Origin of the sequence: Alkalimonas sp. (genome assembly GCF_020831925.1) — a bacterium.
Lineage (GTDB): Bacteria > Pseudomonadota > Gammaproteobacteria > Enterobacterales > Alteromonadaceae > Alkalimonas.
Window position 1 is genome coordinate 134,168 of record NZ_JAFIFQ010000002.1, and the last position, 16,754, is coordinate 150,921.

The window sequence follows — 16,754 nt, forward strand, 5'->3', positions numbered from 1 at the left end:
CCTGGTAAGCTTTGGGGCCTTTGTGGCCCCTTTTTTATTCCATTGGAAGCATGGCCTGCGCCAACACTAAGTTCAAGCGTTCCTTGTACTGGGCAACGCTCTGTAACTCCTCATCCGTCAGTTGGTTTTTAGTCAACAATGAGACCGTGCGAAGCGCTAGCTCTTTCTGGCTGGCGGACAAGCCGCCCTCTTCAAACATCAGAGACAGTACCTTGAGCACGCTAATCGGGATCTTGTTATTTTTAGGGGTTAGCTCCATGGCCTGTTCCAAGGCAGATAGCGCTGCACCGTATTTTTTCTTTTTAAAAAACTCCACCGCCATGCTCTGCAGCTGCTTGGGTGTAAAATGCACCCGCTCTTGTTCATCGCACTCCTGCTCAACGTATTTTTTAACCACCAAGCCAGCCAGGTTATCGGATGAAATTTGTTTTTTCACCGCATCCATAATCAACGCCGCTTCTTCGCGTCGCCCTAACTCATGGAAAATCTTCGCTTTATCCAGATTATCGTCCAGCGAAACGATAGGCCTGACAGACACATGGAGGTCAATCAAGTTCTCTGCTTTTTTTCGCTCATCATTGGCCAGTAATAGACGCGCTTTGGCGATGGTAATTTGCTCTTTAAATAAAGCAGCATCTTTGTAGTCTTTTTCCAATGCCTGAATATGGCGGTCGGTTTGCTGCAGTATTTTATGTGATCGTTCATTATTTAGGGTTTGCGCCAAATCCAAACCGGCACGGATGACATTGAGAGCAAGAACAGGTGAATCATGCAATGAGTTTTTGGCATGTTTGGCCATAGCCTGGGTTGCCAGGTACTGACCTTCAAAATCGTGGGTCAACCGGGCCAGATCCCATACTTTTTTATTGCGCTCAATATTGCGCGGCGCTAAAGCCACCGCTTTTTTAATTTCGTCGTAGGCGCGATCAAAGTCCTGGCGCTCTATGTGATACTGCGCAAGTAAGTCGTAGGTCGCAAAGCGGGTATCCACCCGATCGGTCATCTCAGCCAGTAACTCTTCTATTTGTTGCATCTTATCTTGCTTGAGCAAGGCATTCACGTAACCAAGATGTACCCAAGACATTTGATGCTTTTGCCTTAAATCAAGGTAAAAGCGCTCCGCCTCTTCAAACTCTTGCAACTTTAAGAGTGCATCCCCTTTCATCCGCAATAGCTGCAAATAAAAACGCGATAATTTAGGGTTGAGCAGGTGTCGATCGACCTGATAAATGGCTTTACTGTAGTTTTTCAAATCAATGGCTTCATACACATCAAACAGAGTGCGCTTAATGTTCAACACCTGTGGCAAGCGTTGTTTCACTCTGGCTCTGTCCAGTGGTTTGACCCAAAAATCATCTGGTTGCAACTCCACAATACTATTGACCAGGCTTTCATCCGTTTCCGCGCTTAGAAAAATGAGCACAGTGCGCTTATTGACATACCCTTTAAACTTCAACTCCTCCAGCAGATGAAAACCATCTTTATCGCTTTTGACATTGAAAGCACAAATCACAATATGAAAGCGATGTTGTTCGCATAAGCGTAAAGCATAATACGCATTTTCAGCGTATTTTATTTGTCGGATACCCAGTTCATCAAAAGCTTCTTTCAGCAAGTTATGTACCAGATACTGATCATCCACAATCAATACCTTCAAAGCTTCAAGATGGCTTAAGTCCGCTTTATCCATGCCTTAAAGGCTCCTTTTATCAATGTTTGTTGCACGAAAAGTGTCTTCACTGATTATAGCGTTCGCATCGCTGAATGCCATGCAAATCGAGTCGTTGAATTGCGGGTATGACAGACAACAAGGCGGTGAGCACATCGCTGGCGTTCAAACGGATATTCAAGTAAAATACGCGCCCTTTTGTATGCACGGTGGTTCAGCATGTCACAGCCTAAAGTCGGATTTGTCAGTTTAGGATGCCCCAAGAATCTGGTCGATTCTGAGCGCATTCTGACGCAGTTAAAAAGTGATGGGTACCAAATCGTGCCAACTTATCACGATGCTGAGCTGGTGATAGTCAATACCTGCGGCTTTATTGACAGTGCGGTGCAGGAGTCGCTGGATACCATAGGCGAAGCGCTGGCTGAAAATGGCAAGGTGATTGTGACTGGCTGCCTGGGTGCGCGGGAAGATGAAATTCGCCAGGTCCACCCCAATGTGCTCGGCATCACCGGGCCGCATGCCTATGAAAACGTGCTACAACAAGTACACAGCTTTATTCCAAAGCCTAAATACGATCCTTTTACCATGCTGGTACCAGATCAAGGTGTGAAGCTAACACCACGTCACTACGCTTATTTAAAAATCTCTGAAGGCTGCAACCACCGCTGTACCTTCTGCATCATCCCTTCCATGCGTGGCGATCTGGTCAGCCGGCCAATTGGCGACGTACTGGATGAAGCTCAACGGCTGAAGAATGCCGGTGTCAAAGAGTTGCTGGTTATTTCGCAGGATACCAGTGCCTATGGGGTCGATGTCAAACACCGCACTGGCTTCTGGAACGGTCAGCCAGTGAAAACCGATATGCTGGCTCTGTGTCAGGCGCTCACCGAGCTTGGTATATGGGTGCGTCTGCACTATGTTTACCCTTATCCACATGTGGATCAGGTGATCCCCTTAATGGCCGAAGGCAAGTTGTTACCTTACCTGGATATTCCATTTCAGCATGCCAGCCCGCGTATCCTGAAACTAATGAAGCGACCAGGTCAGGCCGAGCGGACCTTAGAGCGTATTAAAAAGTGGCGTGCAATCTGCCCTGAATTGACCATTCGTTCTACCTTTATCGTCGGCTTTCCGGGCGAGACGGAAGAAGATTTCCAAATGCTACTGGACTGGCTGCAAGAAGCTCAATTGGATCGGGTTGGCTGTTTTAAATACAGCCCCATTGATGGAGCTAAAGCCAATGAGTTGCCCGATCCAGTTCCGGAAGATGTGAAAGAAGAGCGCTACCATCGCTTTATGCAAACTCAGCAGGCGATCAGCGCTGCCCGTTTAGAGCGTAAAGTAGGCCAGCAGCTGACTATTTTAATTGATGAAGTCAGTGCCGAAGGTGCCGTTGGCCGAAGCGCTGCCGATGCACCGGAAATTGACGGTGTGGTTTATCTGGATAACTCAGCCGATCTTAGCCCTGGTATGTTGGTACAGGTAAAAGTTACTCGCACCGACGCCTATGATCTGTGGGCAGAACGCCTGGTTTAACTCACGATGATTGAGCCTGTTGCGGCAGCAGTTGCTGCAACAGCGTGGCCAGGCGTTGATATGCAGGCTCCAACCTATCCTGCAGCCGCCATGCCAGATACATAGGGCGCCATAAACCTTCCTCCCCCAATGCCAGTGATGCAATCAGTCCTTGCTGCAGGTAAGGTTCGGCCATCCAGCCTGGCAACACAGCGACCCCTTGATTGGCCGCAACTTGCTGGATCATCTGGCTGCCTTGCTCAATAGGCTTAACTCGGCCCTGAAACGCATGTTGGGCGAGGAAAAACCGAAACAGATCCTGCCGCTGCTGCGGCACCGGATAACTTAAAATGGTTTGCTGAAGCAGTTGCTCCGGTTGCACCCAGCTCTGCCGCGCCAAAGGGTGCTCTGGACTCACCAGCAAGCGTAGCTCCATCGGATACAAGTAATGATAATGCACATGCTGCAATAAACGCTGATCACTGGTCACGACCAAATCCAGTTCATCCTGCAGCAATGCTTCGATGGCCTGATGCTGAATACTGACAGATAAATCCAGCTCCAAATCCGGCTCCTGATGCAAAAATGCTTTTATGGCAGGTAACAACCAGTGATAACAAGCGTGGCACTCCACACAAAAACGGATTTCACTCTTAGAAGCCTCCACTCCCTGCTTTAAGCTTTGCTCTGCCGCCCGCACAGCTGGTAATACCTGCTCAGCCAGCTGCAACAACAACTGTCCGGCTGGCAGAAATTGCAACGGCTCTGTTTTGCGCTCAAATAACCCTTGCTCCAACCGGTGCTCCAGCTCTTTAAGCTGATGCGATAAGGCAGACTGCGTCAGACACAGCAGGTTCGCCGCAGCACTCACCGAACCGGTATCGCGCAATGCTTGAATGGCTTTGAGGTGTTTTAACTCAACCATAATGAGGTTTCTTCATTAGCTTCAGGCTATTTTACAATTTGAGTTTCCCATCATAACCGGCGGGATCAGGCATATCAACATCTAGACGTCCAAATGATGAGTAAATATTGTCCATCCGAAACTCAGGTTTCCTGTATCGGCAAGCACAGAGAGCTAAAGCGTATGTGGGCGGCTAACCAAAAACCAGCAAAACGGCTGTTCAATGATGCCTTACAGCATGATTGACTCATTTTCGCAAACCATAGCGATTCGTCATGCTTCACTGGTTCAAAATCAAGGTGCCAGATCAAGCTGACACAATTTGGCCTGCTGCTTTATCGACTGGGTAAATCAAAAGAAGCAAACATGGCATCAATTTCATCCTGATTCCGCAGTAGATTGGCTTTTTCAACCACATCTTTGGTCAGATGAGGCGCAAAGCGCTGGATGAAGTCGTACATGTAGCTGCGTAAAAAAGCGCCTTTGCGAAACCCTATCTTTGTGGTGGAGGCCTCAAATAAATGACTGGCATCCAGTGCTACAAGATCCTTATCCAAAGCTTGATCAATGGCCATCGTAGCGAGTACTCCTACCCCTAAACCAAGCCGAACATAGGTTTTCAAAACATCCGCATCGGTGGCTGTAAAAACGATTTTCGGTTCAAGGCCACAAGCATTAAAAGCTCTATCGAGCTCAGAGCGCCCGGTAAAACCAAACACATAGGTCACAATAGAGTACTGCGCAATGTCTTCCACCGTCAGTTTGCGTGAAAGCTGAGCTAATGGGTGATCGGGCATAACTATGATGCTGCGATTCCAGTGATAACAAGGCAACATCACCAAATCGCCATACAGGTGCATGGCTTCAGTTGCAATGGCAAAGTCTGCATCACCACGGGAGGCGGCTTCAGAAATCTGCTGAGGGGAGCCCTGATGCATATGCAGGGTTACCTTCGGGTATTTTTCAATAAAGCCACCAATCACAGGAGGTAGCGCATAACGCGCCTGAGTATGGGTCGTGGCGATATTCAGTTTGCCTTGATCCGGTAAGGTATGTTCTTTAGCGACCGCTTTGATGCTTTCAACCTTTGCCAGAATTTGCTGGGCAATCTCTATGACTTCTTTTCCGGCGGGGGTGACGTGAGTCAAATGCTTGCCACTGCGGCCAAACACCTGAATACCCAACTCATCTTCCAGCATTCTGACTTGTTTACTGATACCCGGCTGTGAGGTAAATAGGCTTTCCGCTGTGGCTGATACATTCAGGTTATGGTTAAGCACCTCGACAATATAGCGCAATTGCTGGAGTTTCATCAGTCGGTTCCCTGTCACAAGGCTGGGGCAAGTTACTGGATATTCCAGTTAACTTAGGATACTGTATTGTTCTATAACCAATAGTAGCTAAAAAAACATGGAAAGAGTAGGCGTCGACTATACGAAAAACCATTTTTCGAGTAGTTTAATTGCAAACCTCTGTCGGAATTGACCTCCTATGAGCAAATCGCCACTACCGATTGATTTCGCCTCTGTGCTGGCTTCTTCTGTCCACGATATGAAAAACTCGCTGTGCATGCTGCTGCAATCCATTGAGTTGATGCATACCGAGCTGAAAGAAAAAGCACCTGACTCGCAACAGGAGCTGGCCAAAATTCACTATGAAGCCAATCGGTTAAATACCAACTTACTGCAATTACTCTCTTTATACCGCCTTGAGCGGGATCAGTTGCCACTGCAAGTGGATGATTATTACCTGGCTGACCTTCTGGAAGAGATTCAGCTTAAAAATGAACTCTATATAGCCCAGAAGCAGATTGAGCTTCAGATTGACTGTGATGAAGCACTGCACTGGTTTTTAGATCGCGATCTGATCACCAACCTACTGAATGATATTGTGGTTAATGCAATACGCTATACTCAACAAAGATTATGCATTAGGGCATTTCAAAAAGAGCAGGTGCTGGTGATCGAAGTGCATGATGATGGTGCCGGTTTTCCGGAAAACATGCTAACCGATAGCAAGCAATTAATGAACAGAGTTGAGTTAAGCCGAGGCCATACAGGGCTTGGCCTGTTTTTTGCACACTTAATTGCCTCAGCTCACCAACATCAAGGGCAGACGGGACGCATAGCGCTGACTAATGGCGGTTACTATGGTGGTGGTGTTTTCCAGCTGCAACTGCCATGAGCAGCCAGCAGTTATTTATTATGATTTCGAGGTGTAGATGTTACTAACTCTGATCATCATTCTGGTCATCGCTCTGGTGATTATCGCAGTGATCGTCAATGCTGTGCAGCAGCACCGTAATCGTATGGCTGCTCTGAAGCGTGCTGAGTTCAGCAAGCTACGCACCATTTTAGAAGATACAGAAGATATTTTGATCAATGCCGCCAATGTTCCGATGACTCCAGCCATCAGCCAGGTGCTACTTCGTCGTATTGCCTTTACGTTAAAAGCTATGGCCGAACTTGAACCTGGCTCTAAAGACATTAAAAACCGCCTTAATGAAACTCAGAGCCGCTTAAAAGGCTTTGATAGCGAGTCAGCTGAGGCCCAGGTAGCTGAAGGCATTAGCCTGCCAGATGACGATAAGCTCTTAATCTCTTTAATTCAGGGCATTAAAAAATTACGCCTGATCTTGCGCTCTGAGCATGCGAGAGGCAATGTTGACACCCAGGTGGTGATACAAGAAGACAAACGGCTAGAGGCCCTGCAGTTGCGCATCAATGTAGAAAGCCAAATTAAACGTGGTATGAAAGCACGCTCAACTCAGATGCTCGGATCAGCCCGTCAGTATTTTGAGAAAGCCTTAGTAGCATTGGATGGCTCACCCCACCAAACCGAGTACGTGGTGACACGTAAGTCTGAAGTGATCCAGTCGCTGCAGGAGATTTCCGACGAGCTCAAAAACAGCAACCAACGCGATCGGGACAAAAAGGCTCAGCAAGAGAACAAGGATCTGGACGAGTTATTCGCACCAAAGCGCAAATGGTAAAAAACCAGCCGAAGCTGGTTTTTCAAAGAGTGATGGTTCAGGCTTTTTCGGTCACCTTCCAGCGTCCATTTTCAAACCAGGCAGACCAACCGGTTGCTTTACCATTGCTTTCAGTCATCACGTACTGCTGCTTGGTTTTTCGGCTCCAGCGCACAATACTTGGATTGCCCTCAGGATCTTTGTTCGGTGCATCCGCCAAATAATGAAATTTCGGTGATAACCGCTCCCGGAACCGCGCCAGCTCTTCCACCAAAGGCGCTCTGGTTTCACGGGATTTAGGGAAAGTAGATGCCGCCAGGAAAATTCCTGCCGCCCCATCACGTAACACAAAGTACGCATCCGACTTTTCGCATGTGAGCTCTGGTAGATGTACCGGATCTTCTTTCGGTGGAGCTGCCTCGCCATTGCGAAGCAATTTCCGGGTGTTTTTACAGGCACTGTTGGTACAACCAAAATACTTGCCAAAACGACCCGACTTCAGCTGCATTTCAGAGCCACATTTATCGCATTCAATAACAGGACCATCATAGCCTTTAATTTTAAAACTACCCTGTTCTACCAGAAAGCCATCGCAACTCGGATTGTTGCCACACACGTGCAACTTGCGCTTTTCATCAATCAGATAAGAATCCATAGCCGTACCGCATTTGGTACAACGCCGTTTATGGCGCAAGGCTTCGGTTTCCTGCTCATCATCATCCACATCGGCCACGGCTTCCTCGCCAGGTACCAGATTCATGGTCGTCGTGCAGCGCTCTTTCGGTGGTAACTGATAGCCAGAACAACCGAGAAATACACCGGTTGAAGCAGTACGAATACCCATTTTCCGTCCACAACTCGGACAATCAATATCGGTCAAGACAAACTGGTTGGCTTTCATGCCACCTTCAGCTTCATCCGATTCGGCTTGCTTCAGTTGCTCAGAAAAACCAAGGTAAAAACTATCCAGCACTTCACGCCAAGAGACCTCGCCATGAGCAATATCATCCAGCTTCAATTCCATGTTGGCGGTAAAATCAAAGCTCATCAGTTCTTCGAAGTTATCCCGCAGTCGGTCTGTAACAATCTCTCCCATCTTCTCAGCATAGAAGCGTTTATTGTCAATCCGTACGTAGCCTCTGTCCTGAATGGTTGAAATGATGGACGCATAGGTTGAAGGCCTGCCAATGCCACGCTTTTCTAACTCCTTTACCAAACTGGCTTCGCTAAAACGAGCAGGTGGTTTGGTAAAGTGCTGCTGAGGAACTAACTGTTCCAAGGTTAACACCTCACCAGGCTTCACATCTGGCAACACCGAATCTTCTTCGCCCTTGCGTTTAACAACTGGCTGCACCCGGGTCCAGCCGTCGAAGCGTAACACCCGGCCTTTGGCTTTTAATTCATAATCGCCGGCATCAACGGTGATGGTCGTAACGTCGTATTGTGCGGCCGGCATCTGACAAGCCACAAACTGGCGCCAAATCAAATCGTACAGTTTGCGTGCATCGGCTTCCATATCACCGAGCGCGGTAGCCTGCACCTTGACATCGGATGGACGAATGGCCTCGTGCGCTTCCTGCGCATTGTCTTTACTGCCATAACGAAGAGGCTCAGGCGGCAAATACTGCTTGCCAAAGCTCTGCTCAATAAAATCACGGCAGGCATTGACCGCGTCCTGACTCAAATTGGTGGAGTCAGTACGCATGTAGGTGATGTGGCCCGCTTCGTACAAGCGTTGGGCCAACATCATGGTTTTTTTCACCCCGTAACCCAACCGGGTACTGGCAGCTTGTTGCAACGTTGACGTGATAAAAGGAGCTGATGCTTTGCTGCTGCTGGGTTTATCCTCGCGCTTAGCGACCCGGTACTCGGCCTGCTGAAGCTGCGCTAGCGCTTGCTCGGTTTGCGCTTTGTTTACCGGCCGGAAAGCTTCCCCCAGATGCCTGCTGACATCGAGCTGTAAAGCCGTAGCAGAGGCCGTAGTTGTGTCGGCCAGCACTGTCCAGTACTCTTCCGGGTTAAACGCTTTAATTTCACGCTCACGCTCTACCACCAAGCGGACAGCCACCGATTGCACGCGGCCAGCAGATAAACCGCGGGCAATTTTTTTCCACAACAGCGGCGACACCATAAAGCCCACTACCCGGTCTAAAAAACGGCGGGCTTGCTGTGCATTTACCCTGTCAACATTGACCACACCAGGTTCTTCAAACGCTTGCTGAATAGCATTTTTGGTAATTTCGTTAAAAACCACCCGTTTGAACTTAGCCGGCTCACCGCCAATAATTTGCTGCAAATGCCAGGCAATGGCCTCCCCTTCTCTATCCAAATCCGTTGCCAGATAGACAGTTTCAGCCTTCTCAGCCAGTGTTTTTAACTCCTTGACTACCTTCTCTTTGCCCGGCAGAATTTCGTACCTTGCTTGCCAGCCGTTGGCCGGGTCAATACCCATTCGATCAACCAATGCTTGGTAGGCTTTTTCTTCCTTACTAAGCGCAGTACTGGCTTTTTTGGCTTTTTCCTTGCTGGAGCTGGTTGGTAAATCGCGAATATGCCCCACGCTGGATTTCACAATAAAATTTGTGCCCAGGTACTTATTGATCGTCTTTGCTTTTGCCGGTGACTCGACTATTACCAGTGATTTCGCCATCTCAACCCTAAGAATGTTTGATTTTTTGCGCTTTTGGAACCTTCTTTTTTAACGTATATCTGCAAACTGAAGTTGTGACAAGCCCATAAACTCATTATTATGCTGTCAAGCTCTGTTTTTTGAGCTCCTTGGTGATTAATTCACCAACCCAATAAAGCAAATCCCTCTGGCCGAATAAAAATAATAGTGCCAGCCAAACGGAAGGATACAAAGTAAAAATGAAGTATTTTGAAGCAAATTTTGATGGGCTGGTCGGCCCTACGCACAACTATGCCGGTTTATCCGTTGGCAATGTTGCCTCGCTGAACAATGCCCGTAATACCTCAAGCCCGCGTCAGGCAGCCAAACAAGGCCTGCAAAAAATGAAAGCACTGCGCGATCTGGGGATGGTACAAGGTGTGTTGGCTCCTCAGGAGCGGCCAGACGTGTACACCCTACGCCGCTTGGGTTTTACCGGCAGTGATCACGATATCATCAGCAAGGCTGCGAAACAAGCGCCTGCTGTACTGCGTGCTGTCTGCTCTGCGTCCAGTATGTGGACGGCCAACGCCGCGACCATTTCACCCAGTGCCGATACCGCCGACGGTAAAATTCATTTTACCCCGGCCAATTTGACCAACAAATTCCATCGCTCGCTGGAACCAGATACTACCGGCCGCATTTTACAGGCGATGTTTGCCGACCCGAATCACTTCGCCCATCACCGCCATCTGCCAGACAATGATCACTTCGGTGATGAAGGTGCGGCTAACCATACCCGCTTATGCAGCGAGTATGGCGCCAGGGGCGTCGAACTCTTTGTCTTTGGACGCTATGCCTTTGATGCCAGCAAACTGGCTCCAAAACGCTTCCCAGCGCGTCATACGCTGGAAGCCTGCGAAGCGGTCGCACGTCTTCATGGCCTGTCCGACGAGCACGTCGTGTACATGCAGCAAAACCCGGATGTGATTGATCAGGGCGTGTTCCACAACGACGTAATCGCTGTTGGCAACCAGAATGTACTGTTTTACCACCAGGAAGCCTTTGTCGATACCCAGCTGAAGCTTGCTGAATTGCAGCGCAAGTTCGGTAATGCCAGTGAGCTGCACCTGATTGAAGTCAAAACATCGGAAGTAGCTGTTGACGATGCTATTAAAACCTACTTGTTCAATACTCAGGTGATCACCCTCCCGAACGGCGAAATGGCCATCATCGCACCAACTGAGTGCCGTGAAAATGATCGGGTGGCTGGTTATCTGGAACAACTGACCGGTCGTGGTACGCCTATCCGCCATGTACACTACTACGATGTGAAGCAGAGCATGCGTAACGGTGGTGGCCCGGCTTGTTTGCGCTTGCGTGTTGCTATGAGCGAACAAGAGCGTCAGGCAGTTAATCCAAATGTCCTGCTCACCGACGAACTGTTCACCACACTAAATCAATGGGTAGACAAGCATTATCGTGATGAAATCAGTGAAGCTGACCTGGCTGATCCACAGCTGCTGCAAGAATCTCGTGCCGCACTGGACGAGTTAACCCAAATTCTGCATCTGGGCTCGGTCTATCCATTTCAGCGCGGCTAACTAGATTTCTACCACGTCGATAAAAAAACCCGCGAATTAATCGCGGGTTTTTATTTACCAGAATCAATGGCTAGAGCGTATCACCACAGTTGGCACTTTGACCAAACGGATTTGCTGGCGGTGGAGATGTTTCCACAGTCACATCCGCTGCAGCAACCGGCAAGCCAAACTCACGATAACTGATATTCTCAGTGCCCGCTGCAAAGCCAGTTACCTGTAAACGAACATCCAACCAAGGTGCAACATCACGTGGATAAGTCACATGGAACACAGCAATACCATCCGCATTGGAGGTAACTGTAGCCGGAACCGTGGCAAGATTCCCAGGTGTGAGTAAACCATCACCATTGGTATCTTCGCCATCATCCAAAATACCATTAAAGTTTACATCCTCGCTTAAACAGTGGGCTGTAACATTCGGCACCCAGGTTTTAAAGCTTTCTGGTGGCGGAGGATCTTTAATCCAAATGCCTTTACGGTAGCGCAACGACACAGCAGCAACATTCAAAGGTTGATTTGCTACCGGGTTCCCCGATGAATCCGTCACAATGATAGAAAACTCTTTACGATACAGGCTATTGCTCGGCGTTTCGACAATGTTGCTAGTACCAAACCTGAAGAACAAGGTTCTGCCACCAACCGCAATATCAGTTGAATCGGTTACAGCAGAGTTGCTCACCAAAGAAGCACTGATAATGAGATTCTCACCTTCTACACCGCTACCGGTGGTTAGGTCTGCGGTAAACGATGTAGTGGCAACACCCTGTGAGTTAGTGGTTGCGGTTCCTGAACTGATGGAACCACCAGCACTGTTATCCAGTGAAAAAGCAACCAATTGGTTTTTTACCGGATTGTTGTTTGCGTCACGCACAATAGCCCGAATCGAGCTGCTATCTCCAGGAACCAGCTGAGCAGGGAATGCCTGCACTTCCATCTTCGTGGGATTGGTCGCAACAAACTCAATCAGCTTTTGCGTACTGACTTCATTATCTCCACCGCGAGCTGAGATGGTCGCTAAACCAGCAAAAGCTGATTGAACATATACTTGAGCCTGACCATCGCCATCGGTGGTGGCTTCAGCAACAACACTTTGAGCACTAAGACCTGCTTCCGTATTGGCAATACTGCCACGCGTTGAAGAAAACAACACATCACGGTTTGCATTCGGCACATTGTCAGTTAACCACTCCAACAGCATGGATTCCGGAGTATTTAGGTCCACCTCAGGAATTGCAGGTGCATCATCAGCTGCCAGAAAGACAAAGCTATCCGCTTTAACGCTGAGGTTAATCGACTGATTAAGGCCGAGCGCTGACACCAAAATGGTATCGTCACCGCTGGTCACAGCATCGTAGCTAATACTAACCTGGCCATTACTTCCCGTCATAGGCATTGTCTGGCTTAACGGATTCCCAAGCGCTGACGAAACATTTAAGACCTGACCAGCAATACCTTGCCCGGCAGCGTCCTGTAACGAGAAATTGATGGAAACTTGATCCCCCAGGACGACAGCTGCAGGTGACACCACCTCAAGTGTGGTACCAACGACACGCACCAGCAACTCGTCACGCACATTATTCACCCGAGCACTGACAACGATATCCCGCACTGATTTGTCAATTTGACTGGTTAAGGTTGCTTTGGCTACCCCATCCTGCTCGGTACTGGCGGAAGTCACGACCAACTCACCTGAGTCCGTTGCAAAGGTAACTGGAACGCCGGCAAGCAGCACATTGTTATTGTCACGAACCAATGCTGAAAGCTGGATTGAATCAGACGCCCCAGAGCCGAGCTGGGTGCGATCCGCTAACAAACGAACGCTTGAAATGATGATGCCGTCTTGTCCACCGCCATCACCGGCAGATTGAAAGCCTGTGCTGGTCACTGCACGCACATTCTCTCCTTCAATAAACTCGGCAATTAATTCACCGGCACCACTGACATCGCCTGCTGCCAGGTTAATGGTAGCAACCCCATTCGCATCGGTTAGTACACTGCCAGTCCCTGTCGATAAAACAGCCAGTCCCGGCTGGTCAACAGAAAAACGAATGACCTTACCTGACACCCCTGCGTTCTGGGTAGCCGTCAAGGTTGCACGCGCGGTTAACGGTTGTTGATCTGACAGACTGGATGTTTCCACATTGTCAGCATTAACTAACACCAGCGCCAGCTGATATTGAGGTTCAGTACCACCGGTCCCACCGCCGCCACCTCCGGTTTCCAGAGTACCTCCGCCACCACAGGCGACTAAAAAAACAGATAGAATTACTGATGTGCACACAAGCAGGATTGATCGCATCAACAGGCTCCCAAGCTTTATAATTTTAATTGTTTGATATCTATTCTGTATCTTATCCCACGATTTATCCAGCCGTCACAGCATTTTTTAAAAAAAAATCAATTGCTGTTGGTTGAATCAGGGCAAACTGATACCCTAAAGCATCTTTAAAGCCACACTGAAATGCAGTATGCAAAACAATAAAAAATTGAGCCTGACCAGCCGAATTGTCATCGGCATGGTGGCGGGCATCGTGCTTGGAGCTTTGTTCCAATGGCTGCTGGCCGGACAAGAAGAACGGCTGCTGCCGCTCTTTCTGTTTAATTTACCCATTAAAGCTTTTTTTATTGATGGGCTCTTCCACATAGGTGGCCAGATATTTATTGCCAGCCTACAAATGCTGGTGGTGCCGCTGGTATTTATTTCCTTAGTCTGTGGTACTACATCCTTATCCGACGCCAGTACGCTCGGACGATTAGGCGCCAAGTCGGTTGGCTTGTACTTATTTACCACCGCTGTTGCTATTACCCTGGCCATTACGGCGGCCTTACTGATTGGCCCTGGCCATGGCGTGGAAATGCACAGCGATGCAAGTTTCAGCACCGCTGAAGCACCCGGGCTTGCTCAAGTTATTATCAATATGTTCCCCCGCAACCCCATCAACGCAATGGCCGAAGGCAACATGCTGCAAATTATTATTTTTGCGGTGTTGTTTGGTATCGCAACAGCCATGAGTGGTAAAACCGGCGAGCGTATTGCCGACTTATTTCAGGATCTGAACACCATTGTGATGAAGCTGGTCACCATTCTGATGAACCTGGCACCTTACGGCGTCTTCTGTCTGATGGTGCGGGTGTTCAGTACCATGGGACTGGATATGTTCAGCAGCCTGGCCGCTTATTTCTTTGTGGTCCTGGGCGTCTTGCTGTTGCATGGTTTTTTGACTTACCCTGTGCTGCTCAAACTACTTACCGGCCTGAACCCCATTATCTTTCTGCGCAAGATGCGCGATGCCGCCCTGTTTGCTTTTAGTACATCCAGCAGCAATGCCACCATACCAGTCACCCTTGAGACAGTCACCAAAAAGCTTGGGGTAAAAAACAGTATTGGCTCTTTCACTGTTCCGCTTGGGGCGACCATCAATATGGATGGTACTGCTATTATGCAGGGTGTTGCCACGGTATTTATAGCCCAGGTCTTTGGTGTCGATCTTAGCCTCACCGACTACCTGATGGTGGTATTGACCGCTACGCTGGCATCAGTTGGTACGGCCGGCGTCCCTGGCGTTGGCCTGATTATGCTGGCCATGGTACTGCAGCAAGTTGGCTTGCCTGTGGAAGGGATTGCACTGATTATCGGGGTGGATCGCCTACTTGATATGACTCGCACCTCCGTCAATATCACCGGTGACTCGATGGTTTCCTGTGTCATTGCCAAAAGTGAGAATCAACTCGATGAAACCGTCTTTAACGATCCGAATGCTGGGCGCAAAGACGAAGAATCCGTTGACTTCAAGCATCTGCACAATAGTTGAGTTAAACCATCACAGCTGAATCCGCCAGGCCTTTTCCAGCAATGAGCTAGTTACAAAGGCCCGGCGGGCAAAGCCCTGACCGGTCAGGTTACGAATAGCCAACAGCTCTATGCGACAACCCATAAACAACTGCAGCACCTCTGCGGCTGGCACTGCAAAAGGTGGACCTTGCTTTTCAGTCGACGGATACTCCAGGCTTAACAACAGTATCGTGCTGCCAACCGGTAGCAGCTGCCGTAGATGCTGGACGTACTCTTGGCGCATAGATTCCGGCAACGCAATTAACGCTGCCCTATCATACACCAAGCAAGGGCCTTGCAATTGATTTACCGACAACTGGAAAAAGTCTCCCTGCAAGAGACAAATACCATCGCCCTGATAACAGATAAACCCATCAGTAGCATGACACTTCACATCCAGACCATGTTCAGTAAAAAATTCATGGCAGGGCCGCTCAGCCAGCTCCACACCCAATACCGGCAGATGCTGTTGCAACCAGCGCATATCCAAGCTCTTGCCGCAAAGCGGCACCAACACTTGCTTATGTTCGGGTTGCCATACCCGAGACCAGCAAGCCGGCAACAACGGATGCACTTGATCTAAGTGAAAGCCTGGTAACGGTTGCTGCCAGCATTCCAACCAGAATGCAGCATCCATCGTCACCTACTCCAGTGCCAGAAAGGTAGCTTTTGCCATATTTGTTGCAGCGCGACACTGGCACCAGCCCCCATCCGCTCCGCAAGCTTTTTACGGGGCTGGAATTTCACCTGTAATATCCGCCGCTGCTGCACACGCTGCAATATAAAATCATCACTGGTTTGCAAGGCATCAACCAGTTTGTACTCCAAAGCTTGAGTAGCCAACCAGTACTCGCCGGTAGCAACCTGTTCCATGTTCAGAACATCACGGTGACTATAGACATGCTCTTTAAACAACTGATGGGTTTGTTCCAGCTCCTGCTGAAACTTTTCCCGCCCTTTGTCGGTATTCTCGCCAAAGAGCGTGACGGTTCTTTTGTATTCGCCTGCAGTAAATTGTTCAAAATCAATGTCATTTTTTTGCAAAAAGCGATGAAAGTTAGGTAGCTGGGCCAAAACACCAATGGAGCCAACAATGGCAAAAGGTGCCGCAATAATACGGTTGGCAATGCAGGCCATCATGTAGCCACCACTGGCAGCCACTTTATCAACAGCAACGGTCAGTTCAATGCCACGTTGTCGCAATCGTTCAAGCTGCGAAGCACCCAGGCCATAGCCATGCACCACCCCCCCGCCACTTTCCAGCCTGACAAGAACCTCATCACCATCTTCTGCGGCAGCCAGTACAGCCGTTACTTCTTCCCGCAATGCATCCACCTCAGAAGCACCCATGCTGCCATGAAAGTCGATAACAAAAGTTGTTTGGCGTGGCTTATCTTCTTTCTTTTTTTGCTCTTTGAGCCAGCGTTTAAACACCTTTTTATCCATCAGCTCCGCTTTTAAATCGGTCTGCAACCTGGCAAACTCCTCGGATAAATCCGTAAACTGAAACTCACCTTTTTTTGGCTTGTTACGCATAGCTGCACCAGCCGCCAATCCGATGACAATTCCTATCGCAATAACAATGGTGGCTGCCTTTGCCAGAAAAAGGCCATATTCGTATAAAAAGTCCACGTGATTCTCCTGTGCTTTT

The 16,754-nt window shown here is 48.8% G+C and carries 12 protein-coding genes; 5 read left to right on the forward strand and 7 right to left on the reverse strand.

Going from position 1 to position 16,754, the window contains the following annotated elements; translation table 11 throughout:
* Positions 1 to 34: 34 nt before the first annotated feature.
* Complete coding sequence (locus JJU14_RS01515; RefSeq protein WP_228610830.1) at positions 35 to 1,690, reverse strand: response regulator; 1,656 nt, start codon at positions 1,688 to 1,690, stop codon at positions 35 to 37.
* 198 nt (positions 1,691 to 1,888) lie between these two features.
* On the opposite strand from JJU14_RS01515, the gene rimO reads away from it, so the two are divergent.
* The gene (gene rimO / locus JJU14_RS01520) at positions 1,889 to 3,205 is read left to right on the forward strand and encodes a 30S ribosomal protein S12 methylthiotransferase RimO (RefSeq protein ID WP_228610831.1); all 1,317 of its coding nucleotides are present in this window, start codon (positions 1,889 to 1,891) and stop codon (positions 3,203 to 3,205) included.
* Between the two features lies 1 nt (position 3,206).
* On the opposite strand, the gene JJU14_RS01525 is transcribed toward rimO, so the two are convergent.
* Positions 3,207 to 4,109 carry a LysR substrate-binding domain-containing protein gene (locus JJU14_RS01525; protein ID WP_228610832.1) on the reverse strand — a complete coding sequence of 301 codons (903 nt, stop codon included), beginning with the start codon at positions 4,107 to 4,109 and terminating at the stop codon, positions 3,207 to 3,209.
* A 314-nt stretch (positions 4,110 to 4,423) separates the two neighbouring features.
* Entirely contained in the window at positions 4,424 to 5,401 is a 978-nt protein-coding gene (gene cysB, locus JJU14_RS01530; protein WP_228610833.1) for an HTH-type transcriptional regulator CysB, read from the reverse strand.
* Between the two features lie 178 nt (positions 5,402 to 5,579).
* Here cysB and JJU14_RS01535 point away from each other — a divergent pair, with 178 nt between their 5' ends.
* On the forward strand, positions 5,580 to 6,272 hold the full coding sequence (locus JJU14_RS01535; RefSeq protein WP_228610834.1) for a HAMP domain-containing sensor histidine kinase: 693 nt from the start codon (positions 5,580 to 5,582) through the stop codon (positions 6,270 to 6,272).
* 37 nt (positions 6,273 to 6,309) lie between these two features.
* Positions 6,310 to 7,080, forward strand: a complete 771-nt coding sequence (locus tag JJU14_RS01540; RefSeq protein WP_228610835.1) for a hypothetical protein — start codon at positions 6,310 to 6,312, stop codon at positions 7,078 to 7,080.
* Positions 7,081 to 7,117: 37 nt separating this feature from the next.
* Here JJU14_RS01540 and topA read toward each other — a convergent pair whose 3' ends face one another.
* Complete coding sequence (topA, locus tag JJU14_RS01545; protein WP_228610836.1) at positions 7,118 to 9,709, reverse strand: type I DNA topoisomerase; 2,592 nt, start codon at positions 9,707 to 9,709, stop codon at positions 7,118 to 7,120.
* A gap of 218 nt (positions 9,710 to 9,927) precedes the next feature.
* Here topA and astB point away from each other — a divergent pair, with 218 nt between their 5' ends.
* Positions 9,928 to 11,271: an N-succinylarginine dihydrolase gene (astB, locus tag JJU14_RS01550; RefSeq protein ID WP_228610837.1), complete on the forward strand. Its 1,344-nt coding sequence runs from the start codon at positions 9,928 to 9,930 to the stop codon at positions 11,269 to 11,271.
* A 70-nt stretch (positions 11,272 to 11,341) separates the two neighbouring features.
* On the opposite strand, the gene JJU14_RS01555 is transcribed toward astB, so the two are convergent.
* Positions 11,342 to 13,570, reverse strand: a complete 2,229-nt coding sequence (locus JJU14_RS01555; protein ID WP_228610838.1) for an Ig-like domain-containing protein — start codon at positions 13,568 to 13,570, stop codon at positions 11,342 to 11,344.
* 169 nt (positions 13,571 to 13,739) lie between these two features.
* Here JJU14_RS01555 and JJU14_RS01560 point away from each other — a divergent pair, with 169 nt between their 5' ends.
* Positions 13,740 to 15,083: a dicarboxylate/amino acid:cation symporter gene (locus JJU14_RS01560; protein WP_228610839.1), complete on the forward strand. Its 1,344-nt coding sequence runs from the start codon at positions 13,740 to 13,742 to the stop codon at positions 15,081 to 15,083.
* Between the two features lie 9 nt (positions 15,084 to 15,092).
* On the opposite strand, the gene JJU14_RS01565 is transcribed toward JJU14_RS01560, so the two are convergent.
* Entirely contained in the window at positions 15,093 to 15,740 is a 648-nt protein-coding gene (locus JJU14_RS01565) for a thiopurine S-methyltransferase (protein WP_228610840.1), read from the reverse strand.
* Positions 15,741 to 15,742: 2 nt separating this feature from the next.
* Positions 15,743 to 16,735, reverse strand: a complete 993-nt coding sequence (gene sohB, locus JJU14_RS01570; RefSeq protein WP_228610841.1) for a protease SohB — start codon at positions 16,733 to 16,735, stop codon at positions 15,743 to 15,745.
* Positions 16,736 to 16,754 lie beyond the last annotated feature (19 nt).